Origin of the sequence: Acinetobacter sp. USHLN143 (genome assembly GCF_037145695.1) — a bacterium.
Classification (GTDB): domain Bacteria; phylum Pseudomonadota; class Gammaproteobacteria; order Pseudomonadales; family Moraxellaceae; genus Acinetobacter; species Acinetobacter fasciculus.
The window spans coordinates 1-1,814 of sequence record NZ_JBBCWZ010000155.1; the positions used below are offsets into that span (position 1 = coordinate 1).

The window sequence follows — 1,814 nt, forward strand, 5'->3', positions numbered from 1 at the left end:
TAATATAGTCCATGAAAAAGCCTTGCTCTGAAATGTTTTGTCTTCGTAACCAAGATATTACAGATGCTAAGGCTTTTTTTTATTTATTTTTTATGTCGAACTCAGGTTAAATAAATCGTTCATTAAAAAAGCCTCGAATCATCGGGGCTTTTTTATATTTCATTTCCTCTACTGAGCAAGTTTTAAAGCGCAAGTAATGAAAGGCATACTCATTCCTATGGATGTGGCTTAATGAAACTTGTCCAAATAGCGCTCTAGTTCTTCTGTCACTACTACCCGCTTATTGCCTTTCACCTGTTCCTCACTCAATACACCTTCTGAATCAATGACCACCACTTTGTGTCCAGCTGCTTGTAAACGTTTGACCCCTTCAAATAACATACGTGCACCCACATCATGAATCAGAGTCAAATTGGTCAGGTCTATGACTATACGTGTTTTAGCGTCTGGCTCATCCTGCAAGATCCGCAGCAACATTTCCGACTCGGTAAATTGCAACACGCCGCGCAGCTCATACACGACAATGTCATTGTTCTTACCTGCCATATAACGACTTTGCAAAATGGTCTGTGCCGATGGCGTCCCTTCCATCAGATGCAAGCCCATGTCCCGCGACAAACGCTCGAAGATATCCACACCACGCACACTATGCCCATGCTCATCAATTTTAGGAGAAAAAACTACAATTCCCACTTGCCCAGGCAATACCCCGATAATTCCGCCAGATACACCACTTTTGGCAGGAATTCCGACCGTCGTCAGCCAGTCACCCGCCGCATCATACATGCCACAGGTCATCATCACGCTGAGCACTTGACGTACTACATCACGTTCTAACAACTGTTTGCCAGTTTTGGCCTGAACACCGCCATTGGCGAGCACACTGCAGATATTTGCCAGATCTTTGACCGTCACTTTAATCGCACATTGCTTGATATATCCATTTACGATTTCCACAGGATCCGAATCCAGCACACCTACAGTTCGCAGCATGTAACCAATCGACAGGTTCCGGAATGCAGTTTTGACTTCAGACTTATACACCTGCTTGTCGAATTCCAGTTGACGGCCTGCCAGCTCACTTAAAAAACGGCGCAAGCATTCCGCACGTGAAATGCCTTTTTGTACCGGAATCAAAGAATGCGTGGTGATCGCACCCGAGTTAATCATTGGATTTTTCGGAAGATTGGTTTCTTTATCCAGTGAAATCTGATTAAAAGCCTCCCCTGAAGGTTCAACGCCGACCTTTTCCAGTACTGCTGAAATTCCCAAATGCTGCAATGCCAAGGCATAGGCAAAAGGCTTGGACATCGACTGCATGGTAAATTCGGTTTCATCATCCCCCGTGGAATAAATCGTGCCATCCACCGTGGTCAGCGCTAAGGCGAACTTGTTTGGATCTACCGCTGCCAGTTCAGGGATATAGTCAGCCAAAGCGCCCTGATCATTATCATGACAGACCGTTAATACATGCTGGAGATAATCGGGCACCGGGGTTTTCATCGAATGAGCTTATTCCAGTTGGCTGTTATTTTTAATTAACATACCGGCTTTTGGCTTAAGTACCAGAGTGAAAAGGTAATTTTCTGCATATCCATGTTATCGGCTGCATTCCCTTTATGGGCAATTCTCCAGAAATGAATTGCATTTTTAAGTATTGTTATTTTTATTGATGTTTTAAGAGACATAAAAAAGGGCGCTCCTGCCACTGCTGTCCCATAGTTTGCTTTAAATAAAAAAACCTGAGTCCTAACAGTTAAAATATGAGTGCAAACAAACACTTTAACGACCAGGATTCAGGTTTTGTCACATCA

At 43.7% G+C, this 1,814-nt stretch carries 1 protein-coding gene; it reads right to left on the reverse strand.

Going from position 1 to position 1,814, the window contains the following annotated elements; all coding sequences use genetic code 11:
- Window positions 1–228: 228 nt before the first annotated feature.
- Window positions 229–1,503, reverse strand: coding sequence for a glutaminase (locus WFH18_RS17355; RefSeq protein ID WP_005104674.1), 1,275 nt, complete (start codon window positions 1,501–1,503; stop codon window positions 229–231).
- Window positions 1,504–1,814 lie beyond the last annotated feature (311 nt).